Origin of the sequence: Chitinophaga oryziterrae, assembly GCF_009758125.1 — a bacterium.
GTDB lineage: Bacteria > Bacteroidota > Bacteroidia > Chitinophagales > Chitinophagaceae > Chitinophaga > Chitinophaga oryziterrae.
Map to the genome: position 1 here is coordinate 178,027 of NZ_WRXO01000012.1, position 20,749 is coordinate 198,775.

17 protein-coding genes are annotated in these 20,749 nt (G+C 42.6%); 8 read left to right on the top strand and 9 right to left on the bottom strand.

The window, feature by feature from the left end; translation table 11 throughout:
* Positions 1-87 precede the first annotated feature (87 nt).
* The 3 genes from GO495_RS29325 (at position 88) to GO495_RS29335 (ending at position 2,556) form a co-directional block, all read left to right on the top strand.
* Positions 88-423, top strand: coding sequence for an RNA polymerase sigma factor (locus tag GO495_RS29325; protein ID WP_157303514.1), 336 nt, complete (start codon positions 88-90; stop codon positions 421-423).
* A 143-nt stretch (positions 424-566) separates the two neighbouring features.
* Positions 567-1,631, top strand: a complete 1,065-nt coding sequence (locus GO495_RS29330) for a FecR family protein (RefSeq protein ID WP_157303515.1) — start codon at positions 567-569, stop codon at positions 1,629-1,631.
* Positions 1,632-1,698: 67 nt separating this feature from the next.
* A complete protein-coding gene (locus GO495_RS29335; protein WP_157303516.1) occupies positions 1,699-2,556 on the top strand; it encodes a response regulator in 858 nt (285 codons plus the stop codon).
* A gap of 48 nt (positions 2,557-2,604) precedes the next feature.
* Here the strand turns inward: GO495_RS29335 and GO495_RS29340 are convergent, their stop codons facing one another.
* Complete coding sequence (locus GO495_RS29340; RefSeq protein ID WP_157303517.1) at positions 2,605-2,985, bottom strand: HPF/RaiA family ribosome-associated protein; 381 nt, start codon at positions 2,983-2,985, stop codon at positions 2,605-2,607.
* Positions 2,986-3,203: 218 nt separating this feature from the next.
* On the opposite strand from GO495_RS29340, the gene GO495_RS29345 reads away from it, so the two are divergent.
* Together GO495_RS29345 and GO495_RS29350 are read left to right on the top strand one after the other, a co-directional pair.
* Positions 3,204-5,642: a glycosyl hydrolase family 8 gene (locus tag GO495_RS29345; protein ID WP_157303518.1), complete on the top strand. Its 2,439-nt coding sequence runs from the start codon at positions 3,204-3,206 to the stop codon at positions 5,640-5,642.
* A 164-nt stretch (positions 5,643-5,806) separates the two neighbouring features.
* Positions 5,807-6,694, top strand: a complete 888-nt coding sequence (locus tag GO495_RS29350; protein ID WP_157303519.1) for a right-handed parallel beta-helix repeat-containing protein — start codon at positions 5,807-5,809, stop codon at positions 6,692-6,694.
* 99 nt (positions 6,695-6,793) lie between these two features.
* Here the strand turns inward: GO495_RS29350 and GO495_RS29355 are convergent, their stop codons facing one another.
* From GO495_RS29355 to GO495_RS29380, 6 genes are all read right to left on the bottom strand, one after another.
* Positions 6,794-7,627 carry an ankyrin repeat domain-containing protein gene (locus GO495_RS29355; protein ID WP_157303520.1) on the bottom strand — a complete coding sequence of 278 codons (834 nt, stop codon included), beginning with the start codon at positions 7,625-7,627 and terminating at the stop codon, positions 6,794-6,796.
* Positions 7,628-7,709: 82 nt separating this feature from the next.
* A complete protein-coding gene (locus tag GO495_RS29360) occupies positions 7,710-8,234 on the bottom strand; it encodes a hypothetical protein (RefSeq protein WP_170302744.1) in 525 nt (174 codons plus the stop codon).
* A 2-nt stretch (positions 8,235-8,236) separates the two neighbouring features.
* Positions 8,237-10,483 (bottom strand): GH92 family glycosyl hydrolase, encoded by a 2,247-nt coding sequence (locus tag GO495_RS29365; RefSeq protein ID WP_157303522.1) that lies wholly within the window; start codon positions 10,481-10,483, stop codon positions 8,237-8,239.
* Positions 10,484-10,491: 8 nt separating this feature from the next.
* Positions 10,492-11,544: a phosphatidylinositol-specific phospholipase C1-like protein gene (locus tag GO495_RS29370; protein WP_157303523.1), complete on the bottom strand. Its 1,053-nt coding sequence runs from the start codon at positions 11,542-11,544 to the stop codon at positions 10,492-10,494.
* A gap of 65 nt (positions 11,545-11,609) precedes the next feature.
* Positions 11,610-13,202: a RagB/SusD family nutrient uptake outer membrane protein gene (locus GO495_RS29375; protein ID WP_157303524.1), complete on the bottom strand. Its 1,593-nt coding sequence runs from the start codon at positions 13,200-13,202 to the stop codon at positions 11,610-11,612.
* Positions 13,203-13,222: 20 nt separating this feature from the next.
* Positions 13,223-16,204, bottom strand: a complete 2,982-nt coding sequence (locus GO495_RS29380) for a SusC/RagA family TonB-linked outer membrane protein (RefSeq protein WP_205691346.1) — start codon at positions 16,202-16,204, stop codon at positions 13,223-13,225.
* Between the two features lie 303 nt (positions 16,205-16,507).
* Here GO495_RS29380 and GO495_RS29385 point away from each other — a divergent pair, with 303 nt between their 5' ends.
* The 3 genes from GO495_RS29385 (at position 16,508) to GO495_RS29395 (ending at position 19,008) form a co-directional block, all read left to right on the top strand.
* Positions 16,508-17,386 carry a PKD domain-containing protein gene (locus GO495_RS29385; RefSeq protein ID WP_157303526.1) on the top strand — a complete coding sequence of 293 codons (879 nt, stop codon included), beginning with the start codon at positions 16,508-16,510 and terminating at the stop codon, positions 17,384-17,386.
* A gap of 108 nt (positions 17,387-17,494) precedes the next feature.
* Positions 17,495-18,235: an SDR family oxidoreductase gene (locus GO495_RS29390; protein WP_157303527.1), complete on the top strand. Its 741-nt coding sequence runs from the start codon at positions 17,495-17,497 to the stop codon at positions 18,233-18,235.
* Between the two features lie 20 nt (positions 18,236-18,255).
* Complete coding sequence (locus tag GO495_RS29395; RefSeq protein WP_157303528.1) at positions 18,256-19,008, top strand: glucose 1-dehydrogenase; 753 nt, start codon at positions 18,256-18,258, stop codon at positions 19,006-19,008.
* Between the two features lie 75 nt (positions 19,009-19,083).
* On the opposite strand, the gene GO495_RS29400 is transcribed toward GO495_RS29395, so the two are convergent.
* Positions 19,084-19,515: an HD domain-containing protein gene (locus GO495_RS29400; RefSeq protein ID WP_157303529.1), complete on the bottom strand. Its 432-nt coding sequence runs from the start codon at positions 19,513-19,515 to the stop codon at positions 19,084-19,086.
* Complete coding sequence (locus GO495_RS29405) at positions 19,493-20,740, bottom strand: RNA polymerase sigma factor (protein ID WP_157303530.1); 1,248 nt, start codon at positions 20,738-20,740, stop codon at positions 19,493-19,495. Before GO495_RS29405 ends, GO495_RS29400 begins: the two co-directional genes overlap by 23 nt.
* Between the last annotated feature and the right edge of the window lie 9 nt (positions 20,741-20,749).

Consider the following 20,749-nt stretch of genomic DNA (forward strand, 5'->3'; position numbering starts at 1 on the left):
CACACAAAATATTGGCTATTAACCTTGTATTAACCAATTACTCATAACTGTATTGTAAATTAGTACCAACAAATATGAATATCTATTATGACTCCAGATTATAAAGACGATATTCTATTACTTAAACAACTGAAAGCAAAAAACATTCAGGCGTTCAAGTATTTGTATACTCATAATCGTAAATGGCTATACGTACTTGCCGTTTCAATATTGAAAGATAAACGGGAGGCGCAAGAACTTGTACAGGAACTGTTCATAGACTTCTGGCAGGAAGCATTACATCAGCACATCACTTCTTCTATAAAAAGTTATTTATCTAATGCTATAAAAAATAAAGCTTACAATTTTACCAGAAATGATGGCATTCATAAACAAAGAGAAAACGATATCTCTTTATCTAATGAATTTATATTACCCGCTTAAAACCCCAAAAGGAGTTAACTCTCAACTTTCCGAATATCCCTTATCAGGAGCACAAAACTAACGAGCATGAAGACATTAAGAACGACACTAAAAGAAGCCCCATATAGTGCTAGTTTTTAAAAACCGTGTCAATAAGACTGTAAATGACCCAAAAATACGATATTGATTATTTGTTTGCTGGTAAGGTGGCCGGTTCCCTCAACAATGACGAACTTCTTGAGATAGGTATGCTTATTAGTCAGGATGAAGCCATTCGTTTAAGATGGAATGAATTTATCGCATCGCTACCCGAAAACAACGAGCTGGTTCCCCCAAAAGACTGGCTGGACCTGACAACCATGTTTCAGCAGTCAGATAAAGGATGTATGCACAGAACGCTTTTAAAAAAAATGGTGTTAGTGAGCATACTGGCAGTCATTTGCATAACCGTTTATTTATACTCCCCTAAAAAAACAACGACCAACACCATAAAATTACAGCTCGCTAATGGTCAGGTGATAGACCTGAATAAAGTAGAAGACATTAACACCCAACTAAACAACACCAACAATACCTTATCATACAAAGATGGGAGCACAGGTATGAACAGCCTGACAACTCCTGTAGGAATAGATTATAAAATCAGGCTGAACGATGGTACTGAAATATGGCTGAATGCATTGACACAATTAGACTTTCCTTTTGCATTCATAGGGAATACAAGGGAAATCACCATCAATGGAGAGGCTTATCTTAAAATAGCGAAAGACGAAAACAGGCCATTTATCATACATTTGCCACATAATGATATAAAAGTATTAGGCACAGAATTTAATGTAAACTCTTATGATTCTGGAATAGTAAAAGTATCTTTGGTGGAAGGGGCATTGAACTTATTGCAAGGTGAAAAGACCATCTCTGTAAAACCGGGCATGGAAGTAATAGCTGATGGAAAAATCACCTTGCACAATTTTGATGAAAGACAAGTGCTTGGCTGGCGAAAAGGAATGTACTATTTCTATGATGCTGATCTGAAAGAAATTTCCAAAGTACTCCCACGCTGGTTCGGTATAACAGTAGTAATAGATACCCCCACTATTATAAATAGAAAATTCGCAGGCGTAGTTGATAAGAACCAACCCATAGAAGTATTTATCGATAACCTAAAAACGGTCGCCAATATTGATTGTTTCTACGATAAACCGCAAAACACCCTTCATTTCAAATAAGCAGAAAGATAAAACAATCCCACCCCCACAATTGTTATAACAACACTGGAAAATACCAGTCTCAAAAATGTACAAAAAAGACAATATCACTTTTGAAGAAATACCTTTTAGCTTACCCGCACTCATCAGCTCGATAAAATCTTCTTTTGAGAACGTAGCAAAAGAAAAGGGAATACGCTTAAGAGTAAGAAGGGACATAGAAGTGCCGGACCTTGTCATAGGGGATCCTTTAAGGCTGACAGAGGTATTGAATAAGCTGGTCAGTAATGCCATGAAATTTACAGAGGAAGGATCCGTAACAATGGATATATCGCTGAATAACGTCACGCCCGCCCAGGTATATATCGATTTTTCCGTAGAAGATACAGGTATCGGGATCGAGGATTCCCAGAAAGAATACATCTTCAGCGGAAGTTTATCCACTACCAAACAGGTACTCTTATTACAGGACAGTGACATTAGTTTTCATAGTATTCCCGGCACAGGTTCTATATTTTCCTTCTGCCTGCCATTTAAAACCATAGAAATCCCTTCCGTAAAAAGTATGACACCAGATAATTTCGCAGGCAAGAAGGTCCTCCTGGCAGAAGATGACGCTATCAACAGAATGATAGCCACCAAATTTATGCAAAACTGGCTGCTGAAAGTGGATTACGCCGTAACAGGAAAAGAGGCCGTAGCTAAAGTTAAAAAGAACAATTATGATCTGATATTGATGGACCTCCAGATGCCAGGATTAAACGGATATGAAGCCAGTCAGCAGATAAGAGCTTCACAAATAACAACGCCCATCATTGCCCTCACCGCACATGCCGTCTCAGAGATCAAAAGCAAGGCGATACAAGCCGGCATGAACGACTGCCTGGGCAAACCCTTTTTCCCCGATGCGCTGTTCAAAATACTGTCTCAATACCTTATTGAATAAAAATCTCCCGGCAAGACCTGCCGGGAGATACAAATAAATATCAGAAATTTATTTTACCACATCTTCCAGCTCAATATCCCCATCATCAGCATCGCTCTCTATCAGCGCATCCTGAATCTTCACTGTATCTGCCTGTAAATTATGTACCTGCTTTTCTTTGTTCTTATTTACCTGCTGCTTCAATACATCTACGCACTCACTCACCGACGTCTCAAAATAAGTACTATGCTTCTTTACAAACAGATCGTTTCCCGGGATCTCCAGACGAATCTCACAATAGTTATTCTCCGGATCTGATTCAGCACCCTTGAACAGGATCACATTTGCTCTTACAATCTTATCACTTTTCACCGTTTTCAGCTTTTCTGCTATAAAACGCTCAATGGATTCACCTGCCTTAAAGCCCAGTGATTGAATGATTATATCCATAATTATACTTTTATATAGATAGAAACACTAATTATGCCAATATGTTTGTGCCAACACCCGATAATTTCTATCATGATCCTGAACCACATAGAGAAATGACAAAATTACTTCATGAAAAAATTCAATAATATTAGAGTTATTAGTATTTTACAATCGATTGAAAACCCGGAATAGAGAAGACCATAAAAGAGAAACCTTACCCTTAAAATAGAACCATTATGAACAAGCTTTATGCCTTTCTGGCAACCAGCGCTATATGCGTTGCCAGTACCCTTGTGCAGGCTCAGAACAAGCCCTTCCCACAAGCAATTTCCTATCCGAACTGTATCAAGCCCAGCAACGCGACCCAGACAGAGATGAATGCCAGCGTAGCCAGCTACTACACCTACTGGAAAGCCAAGTACCTGAAAAACGACCTGTCCTCTCTCCCCGGTGGCTACTACATCAAAGGAGAGATCAGCGGCGATGCCGAAGGGTACACTCCTCTTGGCACTTCAGAAGGTCACGGTTATGGCATGGTAATCACAGCCCTCATGGCCGGTTACGATCCTAACGCCCATACCATCTACGACGGCTTGTACAAAACGGCCCGCGCCTTCCACAGCTCTATCAACTCCAACCTCATGGGATGGGTAGTGGCTGATGCCAGCAGCGCTCAGGGTCATTTTGATTCTGCGACCGATGGTGATATGGATATCGCTTATTCCCTCATCCTGGCGCATTACCAGTGGGGTTCTGCCGGTACCATCAATTACCTGGCTGAGGCCAAAAAGATGATCACAAACGGCCTTAAAGTGGCAAATGTGACTTCTACCAACCGCCTCAACCTGGGCGACTGGGATACCAAAAGCGCGTTGAACACCCGCCCTTCCGACTGGATGTTAAGCCACATGCGGGCTTTCGGTCAGGAGACAGGGGACGCTACCTGGGAATCCCTCATCAATAACCTGTACACCGTGTACAACCAGTTCAGCACGACCTACTCCCCTTCTACCGGTCTGATCTCCGATTTCGTGGTGAAAAACCCACCGGAACCTGCGCCGGCAGACTTTATCGATGAAGGCCCTCAAACAAATGAGTACAACTACAATGCCTGCCGCGTACCCCTGCGCGTGGTAATGGACTATGCACTGTATGGCTCTTCCAACGCATACACGCTCTCCAATAAAATCGCTTCCTGGATCATCACCAAAAGCGGTGGTAATCCTGCCAATATCAAAGACGGCTACAAATTGAACGGTACCGTGTCCGGTACAGATCCTGAAGCTGTGTTCGTAGCACCTTTTGTTGCGGCTTCCGTGGTAAACAGCAATAACCAGGCATTCCTGAACAGCGGCTGGACCTTCCTCAAAACAAAGAAGTCCGGCTACTACAGCGATACCTACAGCCTGTTATGCCAGCTCTTCATCTCCGGTAACTGGTGGAAACCAGAAGCTGGCGTAGTGACGCCTGCCTGCACCCCGGCTTCTGCCAGCAGCGATGACGGTAACGTAGCTACCAACGTACTCGATAACGACCTTACTACCCGCTGGTCTGCCAGTGGGGACGGTCAGTACATCCAGTTCTGCCTGAACACCGCTACCGCTGTAAACGGTCTTGATATTGCCTTCTATAGCGGAGATACCAGAAAAGCATCATTCGACATCCTCACCAGTACAGACGGTTCCGCCTGGACTACCGTAGCTGCCGGCCTCCAAAGCAGCGGTACTACCACCGCCCTGGAAACCTTCTCCTTCGCGACCACCACCGCTAAATATGTGAGGATCCTCGGACATGGTAACAACGTAAACGCCTGGAACAGTATCACCGAAGTAAAAATTAAGACGGTATCAAACACCGTTCAGACTACACTTACTTCTGTAAAAGATGCGTACGTTAGAAATGGCACTTATGCTGACAGCGCTTATGGCGCCAGCGATCCATTACTGCTTGCTACTAAACTCAATACAGCTGCCACCACTGGCTATGACAGACAAACATACCTCGGGTTCGATCTTAGCAGCATCTCCGGTACAATATCAAGCGTAGTCCTGAAAGTATACGGTAAACTGGAAGATCTCCGCACCACAAATATCCCCGTTGGCGTATACGCTGTATCCAACACTACCTGGACAGAAGCCTCGCTGACATGGAATAACAAACCGGCTGTAGCTGCAACTACATTAAGCACGGTTACACTCACAGATTCACTGTCCCGTTATTACAACTGGGATATCACTGAATACGTGAAAAGTGAAAAAGCAGCCGGCCGAAATGCCATCTCCCTGGCGCTGATTAACCTGGCTATCAGCACACCAAGACTGGTATGGAACTCAAAAGAAACCGGTAATAATACGCCACAACTGGTAGTAACAACTATCCCTGCTGCAGCTAAAACAGCCGTTGCTAAAACCAATGAGACCACTCAGCAACTCAGCGTATATCCAACACCGTTCAACAATAACGCAACTGTTGCATTCACGCTGAAAGATGCGGGTTTAACCACATTGGAAGTATACGATGTAAATGGTAAACAGGTAGCAGTTATAGTAAGAGAAAACCTGGCAGCAGGTAGCTATAACCGTTCCTTCTCCGCCAGCAATATTCCCGCTGGTTTTTATGTGTTGAAACTTACACATAACGGAACACTCACAACTAAAAAAGTAATCAGAAACTAACCACCGAAAGCTCCTGCCACATGAGGCAGGAGCTTTCTTATTCCATTCTAGCACACGCAATCGATGCCGGTAACGATTGCACAAATAATCATCCCCACTTCCATTTTATAATTGAAATTTGACCCTGATAATTATTTTTAACCCTTCGTAAAATTCCCAATGTTATGAAAACTCCTCTGGCGATTATTTTGCTGGCTATTGCTTTTTCCAGTTGCGGAAAGAACAATGTACTTCCCCCCCCAACGTTAAACGAATCACAGGCGATTGCTGCTGCACAGGTAACAGCTGCAGCGACCAGCGTAACAGTCACTACAGAATCTGCTTTAAAGTCTGCTATCTCGGCTGCAGTACCTGGTGATATCATCACCATCAGCGGTACCATCAAATTAACAAGCACTTTGCAACTACTCAACAGCGGCACTTCAAGCGCTAAGATCAATTTCACCGGCGGTACTCTGGACTGCTCCGGTATTTCCTCAGGATGGGGTGTGAAAGTAAACGGCAGCTACTGGAACATTACCAACATGAACATTAAAAATTCGCCCGATGCCGGCCTGGTATTCCAGATCGGTGGTAACAACTACGTGAACAATGTACACGCCAGCGGCAACAAAGATTCCGGTATCCAGGTGTACAATGGCGCTTACAACGTAAGTGTAAATAATTGCACCTCTACCAGCAACAACGATACACAGAATGGCGGCGAAAATGCAGACGGCTTTGCCTGCAAATTATCCGGAGGCGCTGGTAACCAGTTTAACAACTGTACCGCTACCTCTAATGCAGATGATGGATTTGATCTCTATGGACAGACTTATCCCGTGAAATTAACAGGCTGCACGGCTAACAGTAATGGTATAGGTTCCAATGGTGATGGAAATGGATTTAAATTAGGAAGTTCAGGATTGAGCGTGGCCCATACAGTAACCAACTGTGCTGCCAGTAACAACTCTCCGGGATGGGGCTTTACAAGGAATGGCAATGCTAAAGGCGTGATTAAATATAGTGGTCTGACTGGCTCAGGTAATGCAGCAGGCTTTAGCGATCTTTAAGAGAACATTGCAGAATAATATTAAGAGGCACTAAAAAAACCTTGTTTTTAACAAAACATGATAGGCTCCGGAGCCTATCATGTTTTGTTAAAAAATGTGTTACTTCCCTTCCGCTGCTCTCAGCAAATCCGCTACCTCATCCTGCTTCCACTCCACCGCGTTCTGCAATGCAGTTCTCCCTCCATCATCCGTTACACTAAGATCTGCATGATGCGCCAGCAATAACTTTATCATATCAAGTTTCCTGCTTCTGCAGGCTGACTGCAAAGGTGTATCGCAATATTTATTTTTAACATTTACGGCTGCTCCCTGCTCAATTAAATACTCCGCCACCCGGACATTTCCCCTCGAAGCCAATCCCATCAATATCGTCTCATCATCATGTGTTCTTACATTCACATCTGCACCATGCTCTACCAATAACTGAACAATACTCAACCTGTCATTTAACGACGCATATACCAGCGGTGTCAACCCATCCTTACTCACCGCATTCACTTTGGCTTCTTTTGCCAGTAACCGGCGAACGATCCGCTCATCTCCACGGGTAGCGCTATACATCAACGGGGTCACACCATCCCTGTTCACATTATTCACATTTGCACCATGAGCTATGAATGTATCCACCATGGCTTCATACCCTCTGAAAGTAGCAATGGCCAAAGCCGTTTCCCCTAAGTGATTCTTCGCATCCACCAGGGCATCATGATTCAGCAAAAACGTGACTATCTCAGGATACCCCATACTTACCGCCCATATCAGGGGCGTATTACCCTCATCATCCTGTATATCCACACTAATCCCCTTCGCCATTGCCTGCTCTATACCACCAATATCCTTTTGCCGGGTAGCATTGATCATCGGGTTGCCGGCATGTTTATCAACACAGGCACTTAAAAACAGCAAAAGGAAGATGGATAATCGGGTAGACATCGTTATCTGGTTTGGGTTAAACGCCACTAATATACAGCCCTTACATGCGACCATTTTTCAGTGCGCGCTTAACAAACCACAACTATTTCACATCATTAAGCGAACAATCTATACCGAACGGGCTTCCCTTAATCCTGCAAACCAGAGGGAAGTCGGGGTTATTTAATATCCACCATTCCGTCGTTTCATCTTTGGCAGTCACATGTAACATATTCCCTTCACGCTCCTTTAAATTATACACCGTATTATCATATACAAATGCATGCTCCTTCTCCAGTTTCCTGAAAGCATCTGTAGAGATTATCATAAACGTCTCATCATCTTTCAAATTTATAGCGACATCAGGCGAAGGCTGTATAAAATTCATTTTCACAGCATGCTGCAACGCTGCCGGCACCATTATATAAGTGCCCCCGGCAAGGCCGCGGATTTTCCAGCCTAATACCAGCGTATCCGTCAGGTGCAATACGCTGAACTCAATAGGCACTGTCTGCCCATGCAGGGAAAATATATACTTTAAAGTAGTCCCTTGTTTCACAACAGGGGCCTGACTATAACCATGCAGAAAAAACAAACTGAATATCAGTAAACAGGTAACTCTTTTCATCATTAATTTTTAGGTGGTAATACAGTCGTTCCCCAGGCTGAAGGCTTTACATCCATCTCAAATATCAATTCCCCTCCTTTCACAATATCCGCATGCTCTATCCAGGCCTGATCCAGCTTCCTGCCATTCAATGTAACCGACTTCACAAAACGGTTCTGCGCTGAAAGGTCCTTAGCGATGATAATAAAGTCCTTCCCATTTTCCTGGTGCAAAGTCACTGACTTCAACAAAGGAGCATTCAGCAGATAATAAGACTGCCCCGCATTAGGATACAACCCCATCATATGAAAAGCCAGCCAGGAAGACATCGCTCCTGAATCATCATTCCCCGGTAACCCGAAATGAGACGTGTTATAATTTCCACTGATGATCTCACGGATACGCTCACTGCTCAGATCAGGACGGCCGATCCAATGGTACAGGCAAGGCGTCAGGAAAGACGGCTCATTTGCCACATTGTAAAAACGCCTGGTAAACAAGGTATCCAACCGGCGACGAAAAGCATCTGGTCCACCAGACTTTTCAATCAACGCAGGTACCTCATGAGGGATACTCAGAGAATACTCCCAGGAAGTAGCCTCATAAAAGAACGCACACCAGTGACATACATACCAGGGAAATTCCCTGCTCAACGGCCCATATACAAAAGTGGGATGCTGGTTCTTAGCCGTTCCGTAAGGAATCGTATCCAGCCATTTGCCAGCTGCATCCTTAGGCATAATAAAACCTTTCGCACCGTGATCTGTATAATCATCCCGCCAAAGATTCTTCCAGTTGCCCGACTGCTTTATAAAACGATCATAAACGGCAGTTTTATTCAACCCCTTAGCCACCGTAGCAATACAGTAATCATCATAAGCATAATCCAGCGTACGGTTACCTGATCTTGCAAAACTATAAGATACATAGCCCAGCTTGTTATAATCCGTCAATCCGCCACGTCCTTCCTTCTCTTCATTACCACCTGGTGGCACATTGGCATCCTGTAACATCGCTTCAAGGCCAACTGAGTAATCAATCCCCTTTAACCCCTTCACAAATGCATCTGCAATCAATACTTCTGCATTGGAACCACCCTGTGTACGGCCATTAGCATTACCACTCCTGGCATCCGGCATAAAGCCATCACGCTTATAAATATTCAGCAGCGCGTTTACAATCTCCACTTCCCTTGCAGGAGAGATTAAAGTGATGAGCGGATTGGAAGATCTGTAGGTATCCCAGATAGCATAGAAGTCATCATAATACGGCCGATCATTCCATAAAGGGTTCTCTCCCGTTCTGTCAACAGGCATCAGCATCGTATGATATAACGCAGTATAAAATAATTTCTTCTGATCAATAGTAGAAGAACTATCAATGACCACACGTTCAAAGAGATGTTCCCACTTAGCCCTCACCTCATCAACTACTTTCTCAAAACTCCATCCCGGTATCTCAGCAGCAATATTCTCTTTAGCCTTCAAAGAACTGATAAAAGAAATACCCACCTTTACTTTCAGAGAATCTCCACCTCCTTTAAAAGTCAGTAAGGCGCCCGTCTTCTCTCCGGAATCAAACTGCACTCTTTTACCTGCATATACTTCTTTCCCCTTCCATGTATTAACCGATGCCACCGGCTGATCAAACACCGCATCAAAGTAAACAGTATAGGCAGGACCGTTATTCCATCCCCCTCTTATCCTGCTATACCCTCTTACTTCCGTATCTGAAACTACTTCTATTTCAGATCCTACAAACTGCTGTGCTTCCCTTGCATCAGGTACCGGCTGTTCTCCTAAAAAGAACCCGGCATCTATCTGTAATGATTTTTGCTGCTGATAGGTGAACCGGTAAAAACTCACTTTCTCCGCAGTCGTAATTTCCGCCTTTATCCCATCTTTTTTCAGATCAACACTATAATAGCCTAATGTGGCCGTTTCATGCTCACGCAAAGACGACTTGTCCGGAGCAGGAGATGAATAAGGCATAATGAGGATATTCCCATACTTAGGGCCACCACCCGTCCCGCTCACATGTACCTGTCCGAAGCCGGTAACAGGTACCGGGGAAGGCAACCATCCACTGTTAGGGCCCGAAGTACAATCCGGACTGGGTTTAATCATCCCGAAAGGACAGGAAGGGCCGATAAATACACGCCCTAATCCTTCCGATCCGATCATAGGGTCTACATACTGGTAAAGGCGCTCCTGCGCCTTTACTGAAAAACTTAAACAAACCAGGACTAGCGCCGCTCTGAAAGAAAACATAACTTCATCTATTTACTGAATACAGGATCTAACCTGAAATATTTACTATCTCCATCAAAACTGATCACATAATCAGATTTGAAATGTGTACTCTTTTTATAATAGTCCGTTGTAATGATCTGTGCACCTGAATTACATGCCGCTTCAAAACTGGACTTATCATTCTCACGTGCTTCCCTTGTATCAGAATCCGCACGGGTACGGATAATATATCCTTTCTCTACTAAACTTTTCATTTCCGGGAAATGTGGATTATTCCTGATCATCACCGCGGCTTCAGGCGTACCCGGATCCGCATTCACAAACAATACGCGTCCTTTCAAAGAAGGATGTCCTACAATGTATAAATCCCTTTTACGGTTATTATCATCCATCACAAACAAAAACTTGCCACGGGCATCATCCAGTGTAGGCCAGTTATCATGCAATACAGCATCTTCCAGCGTATTATACTTTCCTCTCACCATATCAGGCACGATCAACTGCGCAACACCTAAATCTTCTCTCAGCGTGCTATCCAACTGATCAAAATCACGGGCAGTAAATTTATCGGGTTCAGTCAGCTCATGATTCGGAGCAACGCCATCCTTTGGTTCCAGTGTAATAAATACAGGAGGATGATCAGGATGTTTATCAGACCATGCTTTCAGTTCATGTAAACAACGTCTTAAAGTGAGGCAATCACTACGAAAATCAAGATCAGGGATATGTAATACTTTAAATCCCGGTTCATTCATCACACCGGCAGTATCAAAAAGAGGTTGATTCGGTACCCATTGCAACCCTTTTGGATGTGCATATTTTCCACCTTTGGGATCAGCATATACATCTATCTCCAGATTCAATAACCCCATCTCCAGTTGTTCCGTCAAAGAAACATGTTCATAATCTATCTTGCTCGCAGAAACAGAATCCCGTTGCCGGAACATTTTAAATAATGCAGGATCAATCGCCTTTTTATAACTGTTATGTGATCCTATTACCTGGATCTTATTAATATGTACTTTCCCTTTATCTATAACAGGAAAAATCAACAACAATAAACCTAACAAACTTTTCATGTACAAATGTATTTAAATTAAAACAGGAAGTTCCGGGGGAACTTCCTGCTGAAAAAAAGGAAATTTTATTGGTCATATCCTGGATTCTGTACCAGGTTGCCATTTAGTCTTATTTCGGTGATAGGTACGGGATAGATTCTTCTTCTGATATCCTTATTCATACTCAGCACATCATTTGGCAGCGGATATTCCACTTCAAATTTATCAAATCGGATCAGGTCATTCCTTCTCCATCCTTCCCATGATAATTCACGTGCACGTTCATCTAATAATGTATCCAGTGTAAGATTAGTTACAGCAGGAGCTTTTGCACGTGTACGCAGCAAATTTACCAGGTATTCAGGAGTCTGTAACGCACCATTTACAGTAGTAGCTGCAGCACCACGCATGATAGCCTCTGCCTTCATCAGCAATACATCTGCTAAACGGAATACAGGTACATCATTCCCATTTAAACGGGTAGCCTGGATGATCTGTGGATCAGGGTAGTATTTGATAGAACGTACACCTTCTGACTGGCTCGCAATGGTATTACCAAGGTCCATTGGTTTAGGCGGCACAAGGATCAGATTTGGAGTGATGTTCACCTGTGTAACACCATCAGGCAAATATACAGGTTGACTGGTAAATCCACCGGCACCATCAGGATAATACTGTGGTCCTACCAGCCATGTCTTTGTTCTTACATCACCCGGCAGGTTAAAACGGTTATAGAACTCCGGTGTGGTACTCATCGCAATGCTTAAGCCTACATTGAATCCATAAGCCTGTGCCAGGTAATAGAAGAATCCAAAACGGGTGAACTGGTTACCGGCAATCTGTTGATCGTAAGGAACAGCGAAGATGGTTTCAGTGATCGAAGGACCATTATTCGGTAAAAAGATATCACGGTAATTAGTATTCAGAGAATAATTAGTATTCGCCTGCACACTATCAGCCATGGCTACAACTTCGGGATTACGTGATACGCCTGTATATACTGTTGCATTCAGGTACATCTTTGCCAGCAGCGCAAATGCCATTCCTTTGGTAGGATGACCATATTGCAGCACATTCGTAGCCGCGACGTTAGACTTGGCAGGTAACTTCTTTGTAAGATCCAGCAATTCCGATTCAATAAACTGGAACACTTTTGCCCTTGGTTGTGTGCTGGGCAAAGTATCTACCGGGAAAGTAGTGATCAGCGGTACGTTACCATAAGTATCCATCATAAAAAAGTAATACAAAGCACGCACTCCTCTCACTTCTGCAATATCTGCCGCTTTGGAAACGGAGTCCAGTTTGGATGCGCCCAACAAACTGATCAGACGGTTACAATTGCTGATCCCACCAAAGCCCCATTGCCAGATAGCGGTTACATAAGGATGATCATACGTCCAGGTATGATAATGTTCCTGACGGTACTGGCCACCATCATCAAAGTTACCATCTCTGGCAGGAATGATAGCTTCATCTGTAGAAAGCTCCTGCATACGCCAGTAGTTGATCGCATAGTTTGAAGCAAGGTTGGTATACATAGTTCCCAGTAACGCCGCATAATCCAGCGTTGTATTGGGAAAGTTACCGTTTACATACTGGGAGTCAACAGACACATCCAGTTTTCGGCAGGCGCTAACAGTAACCAATACTATTAGTGCTATTAAATATATTTTTTTCATGACTGTAGTCTTTAACTTAATTAAAATGAAGCATTCACACCAATAATAAACGAGCGCGTTTTAGGATAGAAATTGTTATTATCAATCCCTGGTGTTACACCTCCGATATTCATTTCCGGATCAATACCACGATATTTGGTGATCACGAAAAGGTTATTACCTGATGCATAAAAACGAATACTCTTAATGCTCTGTGTATGAGGTTTAAAAGTATAACCCAGTGTAGCATTGTCCATACGCAGGTATGATCCGCTTTCCAGGAAACGGTCAGAGATCAGGTAAGCATTGATATCACTGTAAGATTCACCTTCTGTAAATTTGGGGATATTCTGAATCTTGGAATCCACAGGATTATTCAATCCTGCCAGTGTAGCATTCAGGATCTTATTACCCATTACGCCACGCACCAGGAAGCCCAGATCGAAGTTCTTATAGTAGAAGTTGTTCGTCCAACCGTAGATGAGTGTAGGTTGTGCGTTACCATTGATCCTTGTATCTGTAGATAATGGTTGAACAGCTGTTGTAGTACCATCTGCCTTCTGATAAGTACTTACACCACTTGCATTTTTACCCAGGTAATGCCATAAGTTGAAAGTACCTAAAGCATAACCCGGCTGTATAATCTGGCTATAGAGGAAACTCTGTCCTTTACCACCCAGCTGTGCTGTCTGGATATAATTAATCTTAAACTTATCGTTGGATAAATTCTCAATTACGTTTTTGTTATGAGCTGCGTTGAAAGATGTTCTCCAGGTAAAAGATTGTGTTCTTACAGGAGTAGCGCTTAACACAACCTCAATACCACTGTTTTTAATACTACCTACGTTTGCTGTATAGGTTGGCACAAAATACTGTGTTGTAGAAACAGGATACTGATCATAAATCAGATCGGATGTTTTCTTGATGTAATAATCTACCGAACCACTGATCCTGTCTTTGAAAATACCGAAGTCAACACCTATGTTAGTTGTAGCAGTACTTTCCCATTTCAGATCAGGATTCTCGTTACGTACGGGGCCAACTGCATTGGTAATATTACCATTGTATAAGAACTTGGAATTAGTAGCAGAAGATCCATAGATCAGCAGTGCAGAGAACGCGTTAAAACCTGCACTATTACCAGAAACACCATAACCCGCCCTTAATTTCAATACGCTGATAGCCTTAATTTTTTCCATGAATTTCTCACTGCTGATATTCCATCCTGCTGAGATAGCAGGGAAATATCCCCAACGGTGATTCACACCAAATGCAGAAGAACCATCATTTCTTAAGGAAGCCTGGAACAGGTATTTTTCGTTATAAGAATACTGTATACGACCATAATAAGAGATCAGTCGCAATGTAGAAATTGGATTGTTATCAAAAGTGATCTGCGAAGTATTAGCCGGGTTGGATAAATACAGGTTGTTATACCCTAATGCATCATTTGAGAAATTCTGGGTGGTAATACCAAATCCATCATTTGTTTTATCCTGCTGATAAGTATAACCTGCCAGTAATTTTACACTGTTCAATCCGAACACCCTGTCGTAATTAAAATATGATTCCAGTACACTACTGGTATTCAGATAGGATTTCCTGGTGGCCAAACCGTTAAAGTTCACGGCCAGACCAGACTTACTATTATAATAGCTGTTGAAATTATTCTCATCACGCTGTGAGCTGACAGATAAAGTATATTTCAGTCCTTTGATAATGTCTACCTGCGCTATACCGTTCACCATTGACTTACTATCATCTGTCACCAGCTTATTATTATCAATCAGGGATAGTGGATTTAAAGTACCGCTACCGGTTCTTGCATAATATTCTTTATAAGAACCATCCGGGTTAAAAGGGCTTACAGTTGGCAGATAGAACAACATATTCGACAATACATTCGATTGCGGAATATCATTGCTCTTAGTATGACTGTTTGTGATAGTAAGACCCAATTTCAACCGATTGTTAAAGAAGCGCTGATTAATATATCCTCTCAGGATAGTACGTTCCAGGGACGTATTTTTAAGGATACCATCATTCTTTAAGTAATTGGCACTCGCACCATAGTCTGTGGTGGCAGTAGCACCACCGTAAGAAATGTTGTGGTTCTGGGAATAACCTTTTCTTTCTACCAGATTTTGCCAGTTGGTATTGGAACCATCATCATTCAGGGTAGGAATTAAGGTTTGTCCGTTTTTCTTCAGGTATGCACGCAGCTCATCACCACTCAGCATATCTATCTTTTTAGACACACTCTCTACGGCACCATAAGCGCTGTAGGAAAGTCTTGCCTGACCAGGTTTTGCTTTCCTGGTAGTAACGATAATTACACCATTCGCAGCACGCGCACCATAAATAGCGGTAGCAGAAGCATCTTTCAGCACATCAATACTTTCGATATCAGCAGGAGCCAGCAGGTCGATAGATGCACCCGGCACACCATCTATTACATAAAAAGGTTCCATAGCACCACCGGTAGTACGGATAGTAGAAGGTCCTCTCAATACAACAGCAGGAGATGCGTTAGGGTCACCGCTTTTAGTAACGTTCAAACCAGCTACTTTACCCTGTAACAATTCAGCAGGAGTTGTTAATACCCCCTGGTTAAATTCTTCAGATTTGATAGTGGTAATAGCACCGGTAACATCCTTTTTGCTGGATGTACCATAACCGATTACAACCACATCCTTTAATTGTTTGGTATCAGTAACAAGCGTTACATTGATCACTTTCTTATCGCCTGCTTTTACCTCTTTAGGCAATTCGCCCATGAGCGTAAAAGAAAGCACATCATCCGGACTATTAACAGTAATGGAGTATACACCATTTGCATTGGTGATAGTACCATTGTTTGTTCCCTTCACGGTAACGGTTACACCAGGCAATGGCACATTGCTTTCATCCGTAACGATACCTTTAATGGTGATGCTTTCTTTTTGTTGTGCATAGGTAGCAGTACCCAACAGCATCAATAGAAGTGTTGCGATACAACAAAAAGGTGTAAGTAATTTGTACATTTCCTTCATGTAATTTAATTGTTAAGGATTGCTGATGAAGTCTGAATCTGAATTGAATCGTCCAATAGGGTATACGTTTGCCATTGCCTTGTCCCCCGGCTCTTAACAATTAGTTCACATAGGACAACAAGACAATATTATAATAAGCAGGAGTTGCTTATTACCTTTCAAAACGTGGTACCTTATAAAATAAAGGATTAAGGGGTAATCATTGATATTGGGCTACAGCTGTCTCCCTCTTTCTGGCGCGGAAATTACGGAATTATTAAATTGATTGATTTGCCTATTTTTGTATGATCCATCATGATAAATAAAATAATAATATTAGCAGCGTTGATACTCCTTACGGCCAATGCCTGTAAGAAAGATCAGGCATCTGTCGCGGTTTCCGGCAACAGATATATCAGCAAAGTATTTAATTATGTACCAGCTCCAGGCCAGTTCATCAATGAAGACAGCGCCGGTACAGTAGCAGGCGCCCAACAACTGGCAGGCAACAAAGACCACCTGGTATCACTGGGCGGTTATGGTGGCTATATTGTATTTGGCTTTGACCATTCCATTGTAAACAGCGAGGGTTACGATATCGCCATTTACGGCAATCCATTGAACACCGGCGTATATGAATGGTCTGAACCCGGCATCGTCCTGGTAAGCCGGGACACGAACGGCAATGGATTACCGGATGATACCTGGTATGAACTGGCTGGTAGTATCTACGACAGTACCGGCATTATCAAAAAATACAGTATCACCTATTATAATCCAAAGGCAATCGCGGACGTTCCCTGGAAAGATAACCAGGGTCGTACCGGTGCGGTGCTGAGCAACATATCCCATAATCATCCCTATTATCCTTCCTTTGCAGCAAATCAGGACTCTATCACCTTCACCGGCACATTACTCCCCAATACATATGGACTGAAAGAAGGTACCGGCATTTACCAGAACCTGGCTTTCTCCTGGGGATATAGCGATAGCTGGTCTGTCAAAGATGATTATCCTGATAACTACTATAACTCTTTTGATATTACCTGGGCAGTAGATGAAAACGGGAATAAGGTAACACTGCCGGCTATAGATTTTGTAAAAGTATACACCGGGCAGAATAATCCCGGTAATTCAATGCTGGGAGAGATCTCCACAGAAGTAAGAGGAGCGGCCGATCTGCACATAAAATAAAATGCCCTTGAACAGTCATAGTGGGAAATTTACACTTAATAGTGTAATATGTGTAATTCTTAGCAACACATGTGTCGCATCTTTGTATCGTCATTAAAGACATACAATATGAGCACATTATCACAGAAAGTAATCTTAGTAACCGGCGCATCAAGAGGTATTGGCGCAACGATAGCACAGAAACTGGCAGCCGCAGGCGCCAAAGTAATTGTTAACTACGCAGCAGGCAAAGAAGCCGCAGAGGAGACAGTTAATACCATTAAACAAAACGGTGGAGAAGCCATTTCCTTACAGGCAGATGTAAGCAAGGCCGATGAAGTAAAAGTAATGTTCGATGCTGCCATCGCACATTATGGAAGGATCGACGTACTGATAAACAACGCAGGTATCATGATCACTAAACTGATCAAAGATACTACGGACGAAGACTTCACCCGTCAGTTCGATATCAATGTACGCGGTACCTTCAATACCATGCGTGAAGCTGCTACCCGCCTGGCCGACAAAGGCAGTATCATCAACTTCTCCACTTCAGTGAACCGTATCATGCTGCCAACCTATGCTACCTATGTTGCCTCCAAAGCAGCGGTAGAACAACTGACACGTGTATTCTCCAAAGAAGTAGGTGCAAGAGGTATCAATGTAAACTCCGTTTCTCCCGGCCCTACCAATACAGAATTATTTACTAAAGGCAAACCACAGGAAGCAATAGACCGCCTGGCTGCACTCTCCCCTTTCAACCGCATCGGTGAACCCGAAGACATTGCACAAATCGTTCTCTTCTTAGCTTCTGATGAAGCAAAATGGATCAATGCACAGAACATTGGTAGTAACGGCGGTATGGCTTAATCAATTAAAATATAATAATCATGAACAGTCTTAAAAATAAAGTAGCAATCATCACAGGATCGGCACGTGGCTTAGGTAAAGCAATCGCTGAACGTTACGCAGCATTAGGCGCAGACATCGTTATCAACTATTCAAGAGACAAAGCTTCTGCAGAAGAAGTAGTGAACAACATCAGAGCTATGGGTGCAAAAGTAATAGCCATACAGGCGGATGTTAGTAAAGTAGCAGATCTCGAAAGACTATTCCAGGAAGCGAAAAAAGCATTCGGTAAAATAGATATCGTAGTAGCCAATGCAGGCATAGAACTGGTAGAAACACCGGTAACAGATTTCACTGAAGAACAATTCGACCGTGTATTCTCTATCAATACAAAAGGTGCTTACTTCACTATGCAACAGGCTGCGAAGAACATAGAAGATAACGGCAGGATCATATACATCGCGTCCAGCACCACTTCTTTTCCTGTACCAGGTATGGCAGTATATGGTGGTAGTAAAACAACGCCAAGGTACATGGTGGAGATTTTATCCAAAGAAATTGGTCACCGTGGTGTAACCGTGAATACGATTATTCCTTTCGCAGTAGATCACTCCGGTATTTTCGCAGAAGCAGGCAGTTACCCCGAGCTGAGAAAACAATTACTGGACAGTTGTCCGATGGGTAGGTTGGCAGAAGTAGAAGATGTTGCCAATGCAGCAGAATTCTTTGCCAGTGATCTTTCTTCTTTTGTAAATGGTCAACACCTGTTAGTAAATGGAGGCGCCACGAATTAATGTCCGTATATTTAAAAAGGGTCATCTGTTTCTCTATGAACCAGATGACCCTTTTTAAATAAGTCCTCAGGTACATTAACGTATCACACTGGCCGAAATAATCCTGTAAGCCCTCAGGTATTTATTCAAACGGGCAACATCCTTTTCCTTCACGACGTCCATACGACGAATATCCATGTTGTCTGTAAGATCATGTAATTTAACTATACACGACAAACGGTTTTGCAGCGTCCGTTGTATAAACGCATCATAATCTTCATTTTCGGATAACTTAGTCACCCCACGCAGAGCCTCCAGGATAACCGGCGACAATCCCTCTGATGCCAGTTGTTCAAACGTAACGTCCGTATCTTCCACAATATCATGCAATACCCCACAAATCTTTTCCTCTTCAGTAATCCCCATATTCATGACCCTCATCACATGGGCTACATAAGGCGCACCGTATTTGTCTACCTGTCCTTTATGACCAGTTGTGGCTATTTCAATGGCTCTTTCCAGTGTCATATATTCCTTCTATATTTTTAATGATAACCGCTTTGTCTGCGCCAGAGTTTGCAAGGGACAAGGCTGTTTTAAAATGTTTCAATGCTTTTTCATTATCAACATCTGTATAAAGATATCCTAATAATGAATAATAGAAATGATTATCAGTGAGCTGTAGTTTCTCCGCTTCAATAATCGCTTTTCCCTTTCCGTTAGCTTTGGCAAGCGCAAACGTTCTGTTTAAAGCAGCAATAGGCGAATATTCTATCTGAAGGAGTTGATTATACAACTGTAAAATATTCTCCCACTTTTCAGTTGTATCTTCTTTATGTGTATGCCAGTAAGCAATCCCGGCTTCAAAATGGTATTTCGATAGTTTATTCCCTTTGGATGCCTGGTTCAGATAATAGATCCCTTTATCAATTAAGTCCTTATTCCATAGGGTCGTGTCCTGATCACTGTATAAAACAGTTTCACCCTCTTCATTTATTCTGGCTTCAAAACGGGATGAATGAAAGCACATCAATGAAAGCAAGGCATTCACAGCCGGCTTATTGGTAGGTTCGTTTTCAGCCAACAGGTAAGTCAGCCGCATTGCTTCCGCACAAAGATCTTTCCTTAAAATAGTATCCTGAGAAGTGGAATAATATCCTTCACTGAATAGCAGATACAGCGTGATTAACACGATATTCAACCTGTCGTCTATCTCTGCAGGTGATGGCTGCTCAATCCGTATCTTCTCAATTTTCAGCTTTTCTTTGGCCCTGTTTAACCTTTTATAAACAACTTCTTTATTAGTCAAAAAAGCGTCTGCTATTTCCTGTATCCCAAATCCGCACAATAAATTCAACGCTAAAGCTATCTGCGATTCTGCGGATATACAGGGATTACAAACCGTAAAGATCATCGCCAGCTGACTATCATTTATACTTTTAACGGACAGGTCAATGTCGATTTCTTCTACGCCGTTACTGCTATATTTTATTTCTGCCGAGAGTTTTTTGGCAAAGAGGGCATGACGTTTAAAATAATTCTTCGTTTTATTTTTGGCAACAGTATACAACCATCCCGTTGGGTTTTCGGGTATGCCTTTCAGACTCCACAATTCAGTGGCAGACAGGAATGTATCACTAACGATGTCTTCTGCTATTTCAATATGTTCTATGCCGAATAAATAACAGAGTACTGAAACAATTTTTCTGTATTCTGTCCTGAATAAACGGGGTATAAGTTCTTTTTCTTCCATGGGTTAAAT